This window comes from Arthrobacter sp. B2060, assembly GCF_059090445.1.
Genome location: NZ_JBNHFR010000021.1, coordinates 1 through 4,798 on the forward strand (window position 1 = coordinate 1; position 4,798 = coordinate 4,798).

Here is a 4,798-nt window from a genome sequence, read left to right on the forward strand (position 1 = left end):
GACGATCACCAAACGGCTTACGCTCCCCGCCACCAAAGCTACGACGATCACCCTCGCCCTCACGACGCGGACGATCACCAAACGGCTTACGCTCCCCACCACCAAAGCTACGACGATCACCCTCGCCCTCACGACGCGGACGATCACCAAACGGCTTACGCTCCCCACTGGAGCCGCGGCGCGGGTCGTCAGCGCCGCGTCCTTCCCTGGACCTGAATCCCCTCGGATCTCCGCCGGAGTTGTTGGTCCCCCTGAATGGACCGCCCCGTGCACGGTTGCTGCCCGAATTGTCGCGGTCATGCCCGCTGCGATTGCCGCCGTTGTGCTCAGCCATGGTGGATTCCTCCTGTAGTGAGCCGACCACTGGCGCGATGCGCAGCCGCTCGTATCCGTGTTTTGTTGTCCTGCGCAACCCGATGTGAACCAACTCGGCGTCCGCTTATCTCTTGCAATTCTAGGCGAGGGCAGGTCCAGTCACTAACCTCCGGGCCGCCCGGAGGGGCCGGTGTGTATATCGTCACAGGCCGCTGTTCTGCCGGTGTGCGGTCCCATCACCTTCCTTCCACAGGGTAACTCCAAGGAGCGATGGCGAGACTGAACACGAAACGGGCGCCGAGGGGGGATTATGAAGCGGTCAACCGTCAGGGCAGCTGCGGCGGCGATTGTCGTCGTCGGATGCGGCCTTGTGGCCCTTGCCATTGCTTACCACGAACAGGCCGGCTCCGAGGCCGGACTGTTGACCAGGACGGGGCCGGCCGTTATTTGGGGCCTGCCCCTCATAAAGCTCGTCTTCAATGTGGCCGCCGCGTGCACCATCGGGTCTCTGATGCTTGCGTTGTTTGCCCTGCCTCCAAAGGGAAAGGCCTTCACCCAGGCGCTCACTTTGGCGGGTATCTCCGCCGGATTGTGGACCGCAGCCAGTGTGTCCATGAGCTTCCTCACCTTTCACTCCCTCGCGAACCTGGCCTTGTTTTCCGAGGGGTCCGGAACCGCGTTCATCAGTTTTCTCATGGACCTTGACGCCGGAAGACGGGGAGCATTGAGCATCCTGTTAGCGGCTACGGTGACAGTCCTTTGTTTTATTGCCCATGGGCACCGGGAAGTTTCGCTCGCGGCCCTGTTGTCATTTGCGGGGCTCGTTCCACTCGCCTTGAACTCGCATGCGACTGGCAGCGGAAGCCATCCTGACAGCGCCCTTTCCGTAGTGATGCACATGGCCGCTGCCGCAGTCTGGCTGGGCGGACTGCTGGCGCTCGTGGTGTTACGCAAGACCGTGGAGCCGGCAATGATCCCCGCGGTGGTCCGGCGGTATTCCGCTCTGGCGCTGGTTTCCTTCGTGGCCCTGGCGGTATCGGGACTTCTGGCGGGCTGGTCCGGCATCGGCACATTGACGGCGCTTGCCACCCCGTACGGAGCAATACTCGCGGCAAAGAGCGCAGCGTTCGTTGTGTTGGGGATCTTCGGGTTGCTCCACCGCAAGTGGGTCATAACCAAGCTCGAGCAGGCGCCCCACCGGGGAGCCAGGGCCTTCACTGTTCTGGCTGTGACCGAACTCGCCGTTATGGGGGCCTCGTCCGGAATGGCCGCCGCACTTGCCCGCACACCTCCCCCGACTGTTGCCGAAACGGGCGCGGCAGAACAAACGGCCCAGATTCCTTCAGTTGTCGATGCATTCTCCGCGTGGAGGCCGGACCCGCTGTGGAGCCTCGTCTGTGGCTTGGCCATCGTCCTGTACCTGGCTGGACTGCGCAGGCTCCGTTCGCGGGGCGGCTCCTGGCCTGCTTACCGGACTGCCCTATGGTTGATCGGCATCGCGGTTCTTTTTGTCGTGACAAACGGTGGACTCCACGCAGCCCAGGAATACCTCATCAGCGCCCAGGTCCTGACCCAGATGAGCATTACGGCTGTTGTGCCCCTGCTGCTGGTGCCGGCGGCACCGCTCAGCCTGGCGGAACAGACAATCGCACGACGGAACGACGGAAGCAGCGGTGCCGCTGAGGTTATCGACGCTGTTATCCGGCCAGTCCTGTCGGCTACGGCAGATCCCGTTGTGCCCGCGGTGGGCCTGGCAGCGACGCTGACCCTGTTGTACTACACACCACTGCTGGAGTATTCCTCGACCACCCAGTTCGGGTATGCGGCCATGACGATGCTCGCCCTGCTGGCTGGCTGTCTGCTTATCACGTCGGTGACCCGTGCCTTCAGCGGCCCTGCAGCGGCGGCAATGACAGGGAGGTTGCTTGCCCTCGGGGGTGCCGCGGTGTTCTACAGCTTTAACGGCTGGGCCCTTGCCCAGCAACCTGACCAACTTCCGGATGCCCGGAGGGAGCCGTGGCAGATATCCGTGAATCCGGCCTTCGACATCGCATCCGTCGTGGAGGCAGAACCCGCCGGCGTCGCCATGTGGTTGATCGGGGCGGGCAGCCTGAGCGTGGCGACCGCCGTCGTGCTTCTTTCAGCGCGCCGCAAGGCGGGCGTTCTTCCAGATGGCCGGGGACGCCACGCGGCGGCAAGGGAGCTGGTGGCGGCCTACGGGCCTGCGGCCGCTGCAAAGCCGGTCTTCGAGTCCCGTCCTGAAAGGTCCCCCCAAGCCGGGCGGGCACTACACGACGTGCCGCTGGACCCCTAGTCCACACAAGGTTTTCGCAGGGTGGACCAACAACTCTTTATCTAAAGCATTTGGATTTTCGGCGTTTCATAGGAGGTAATCATGTCAGTTTCACGCCGTCAGGCATTGCAAATCGGTGGTGTGGGCTTCATCGGAGCCTTGGGGCTGGCAGTGCCGCTCTCCTCCGTTGATGCCAAATCAGCGAGCCTGCTTGACCCGAAGAACATGCCCAGGCCGTACCAGCGAACGCTGCCCATTCCACCGGTGCTCGCTCCTACAAGCACCACCATTGGCGCCGACGGCAAGAAGGTTCACCTCTACCAGATCGAGCAGACCCCCGGAATGGGCAGCATCGTCCCCGGGCTGAAGACGCCGATCCTGGGGTACAACGGGTTGTTCCCCGGTCCCACCATCAAGGTGAACCGGGGTGAACGGATCACGCTGGAGATGGACAACCTGTTGCCGCTCTTCCACCCGCAGTGGGGCTACCGGCTGGACACCTCCACCCATCTCCATGGTTCTGCCTCCCTGCCCCAGTACGACGGCTACGCCAACGACATCACCGGTCGCGGCATGTGCAAGGACTACGAGTACCCGAACTTCCAGCCGGCCCGTACCCTGTGGTACCACGACCATGCCGTGCACAACACAGCCCAGAGTGTGTATTCAGGCCTTGCCGGCCAGTACCACATTCACGATGAGGTTGAGCGCAACCTGCTTCCACAGGGAAAGTTCGACGTGCCGCTGACCATCTCGGACGCCATGTTCGCCAAGAACGGGGCGCTCGGCTACAACGACAACACCCACTCCGGGCTGTGGGGCGATGTCATCCTCGTCAACGGAGCACCGTGGCCTGTCATGAAGGTTCAGCGCCGCATCTACCGTTTCCGCATTCTCAATGCCTCCATCTCACGCTCCTACCGGTTCCAGCTGGGGGCGGGAGACCCGGTCACCATGGTTGGCACCGACGGCGGCCTCATGCCTGCAGCCCAGCAGGTCACGTCATGGCGACAGTCCGGCGCTGAGCGCTACGAGATTCTCATCGACTTTTCCAAGTACCCCGTGGGCAAGCGGGTCGAACTGCGCAATTTGTCGAACAAGAACAACATCGACTATGACTACACCGGAAAGATCATGGCGTTCGACGTCACCGGGGACCCGGTCGACACCTCCGGACCAGCTGCCAGAGTGATGCCTACCCTGCTGACGGGCAGCGCCACAATGGACCTGAAGCCGTCACAGTCAGTGAAAACCCGCCGCATGCGCGTCAAGAGGGACAACGACATCTGGACCATAGGCGGCATGACCTGGGACGAAGTCATCGAAAGCGGGTACAAAAAGGTCCTGGCTGACCCGGACCTCAACGACATCGAGATCTGGGAAATTGAGAACAGCTCGGGCGGATGGTTCCATCCCGTGCACATCCACCTGGTGGACTTCCAGGTTCTCAGCCGCAACGGCAGGCCCCCGTTCGTCTACGAACGCGGGCCCAAGGACACCGTCTATGTCGGTGAGGGCGAAACCGTGCGCCTGCTCATGCAGTTCGGGCCCCACCGGGGCCGGTACATGATCCACTGCCACAACCTGCCTCACGAGGACCACGACATGATGGCCCAGTTCAGCGTGGGTTATAACCCCAACGATCCTGATCCCAACGATCCGATCGAAGCCGTCAGGCCACATCCCATCGGCGAGGTGACGACGGACGACTCAGGGAGCACGGCGATCACAGAGACGGCGGCACCGGTCACGACAAGCAAGCCCACGCAGACGGCAGCACCAACAAGCACTCAGCCGGCGGCGCAAGCCGACGTTGTTACGATCACTACTGCCCGGCACCGGCTGAACAAGGACATCGCCTTCGCAGGCACGTCCCAGTACACGGGTGCATCAGCGGGGGCCAGCTTGGTGATCTATGACGTCACTCCGGGCCGCACGGCCTCGCGCCTCGGTGCCGCAACCATCAACACCCTTGGAAACTGGTCCTGGACGACCAAGCCGGGCCCATCCCGCCAGGTCACCATGGTCCGTGTGGACTCCAGCCGTGGAGGCACGGCAACGGCCAACGTACGCACCGACTGAGGTTAGCCGCCGGGCGCAGTTGGTTGGGTGTTTAAATGCGGGAGAGCCCCAACCGTGTGGTTGGGGCTCTCGACCGTGTAATGGTTGTCCGGCGGTGACCTACTCTCC

At 62.9% G+C, this 4,798-nt stretch carries 3 protein-coding genes; all 3 read left to right on the forward strand.

From position 1 onward, the window contains the following. The coding region (locus AC5RUM_RS21380) for a hypothetical protein (protein ID WP_494036835.1) at positions 1-352 on the forward strand (352 nt) is incomplete at its 5' end. Between the two features lie 273 nt (positions 353-625). Continuing rightward, positions 626-2,629 carry a bifunctional copper resistance protein CopD/cytochrome c oxidase assembly protein gene (locus AC5RUM_RS21385; protein ID WP_494036836.1) on the forward strand — a complete coding sequence of 668 codons (2,004 nt, stop codon included), beginning with the start codon at positions 626-628 and terminating at the stop codon, positions 2,627-2,629. A gap of 81 nt (positions 2,630-2,710) precedes the next feature. After that, on the forward strand, positions 2,711-4,690 hold the full coding sequence (locus tag AC5RUM_RS21390) for a multicopper oxidase family protein (protein ID WP_494036837.1): 1,980 nt from the start codon (positions 2,711-2,713) through the stop codon (positions 4,688-4,690). Positions 4,691-4,798: the final 108 nt, after the last annotated feature.